General features: G+C 58.1%; 1 protein-coding gene. It reads left to right on the top strand.

The features are described from left to right. On the top strand, nt 1–1,663 hold a 1,663-nt coding region (gene nosZ, locus QK293_RS27425; RefSeq protein WP_282383487.1), incomplete at both ends, for a TAT-dependent nitrous-oxide reductase.

The following is a 1,663-nucleotide window of genomic DNA, read 5'->3' as shown; positions in this document are numbered from 1 at the left end:
GCGCGGTCTTCACCCGTGAGACATGGGCGGCAGCGGCCAAGGACGCGCAACTGAAAACCCACGTCGGGCCGGGCGAACTGGATCAGTACTACGGTTTCTGGAGCGGCGGCCATCAGGGTGAAGTGCGGATCATGGGCATTCCGTCGATGCGCGAGTTGTTGCGTGTTCCGGTGTTCAACGTCGATTCCGCCACCGGCTGGGGCCTGACCAACGAAAGCAAACGGGTCATGGGCGATAGCGCCCATTTCCAGAATGGCGATTGCCACCACCCGCATTTGTCCATGACCGACGGCAAGTACGACGGCAAGTACTTGTTCATCAATGACAAGGCCAACAGCCGGGTTGCGCGTATCCGTCTGGACATCATGAAGTGCGACAAGATGCTCACCGTGCCCAATGTTCAGGCCGTTCACGGGCTGCGCCTGCAGAAAGTGCCGCACACAAAATACGTGTTCGCCAATGCCGAATTCGTCATTCCACACCCCAATGACGGCAGCACCTTCGACCTGCAGGACAAGAACAGCTACACGATGTTCAACGCCATTGATGCCGAGAAGATGGAGATGGCCTTCCAGGTCATCGTCGACGGCAACCTCGATAACACCGACGCCGATTACACCGGCAAGTATGCGGCCTCTACCTGCTACAACTCGGAGAGGGCCTATGACCTGGGCGGCATGATGCGCAATGAACGCGACTGGGTGGTGGTGTTCAACATCCCGCGCATCGAAGCGGCGATCAAGGCGGGCAAGTTCATCACCCTGGACGGCTCGAAAGTGCCGGTGGTCGACGGTCGTAAAAACGAAGGCAAGGACAGCGCGTTCACGCGTTACATCCCGGTGCCGAAAAACCCTCACGGTCTCAATACTTCGCCCGATGGCAAGTACTTCATTGCCAACGGCAAGCTCTCGCCGACCTGCACGATCATTGCTATCGCCAAGCTGGATGATCTGTTCGACGACAAGTTCAAGGATCCGCGCGACGTAGTGGTCGGTGAGCCAGAGTTGGGTCTTGGCCCGCTTCACACCACCTACGACGGTCGCGGTAATGCCTACACCACGCTGTTTATCGACAGCCAGGTGGTGAAGTGGAACGTCGAGGAGGCGATTCGCGCGTACACCGGCGAGAAGGTCAATTACATCAAGCAGAAACTCGACGTGCATTACCAGCCGGGCCACAACCATGCGTCGCTGACCGAAACCAGCGAGGCCGACGGCCAATGGCTGATGGTCCTCAGCAAGTTTTCCAAGGACCGCTTCCTGCCGACCGGCCCGCTGCACCCGGAAAACGACCAGTTGATCGATATTTCCGGCGAGGAGATGAAACTGGTACACGACGGCCCGGCCTTCGCCGAGCCCCACGATTGCGTCATGGCCCGTCGCGACCAGATCAAGACCAAAAAAATCTGGGACCGCAACGACCCGTTTTTCGCCGAAACCGTGGTGATCGCCGCAAAAGACGGGATCAAGCTGGAGACCGACAACAAGGTCATCCGCGACGGTAACAAAGTCCGCGTCTACATGACCTCGATGGCTCCGGCTTACGGCCTGCCGGAATTCACCGTCAAACAGGGCAACGAGGTCACCGTAATCATCACCAACATCGACCAGATTGAAGACGTGACCCATGGCTTTGTGATGACCAACCATGGCGTGAGCATGGA

It is taken from the genome of Pseudomonas sp. AL03, assembly GCF_029960815.1.
Taxonomy (GTDB): Bacteria; Pseudomonadota; Gammaproteobacteria; order Pseudomonadales; family Pseudomonadaceae; genus Aquipseudomonas.
This window is presented reverse-complemented; position numbering and strand designations above follow the sequence as displayed.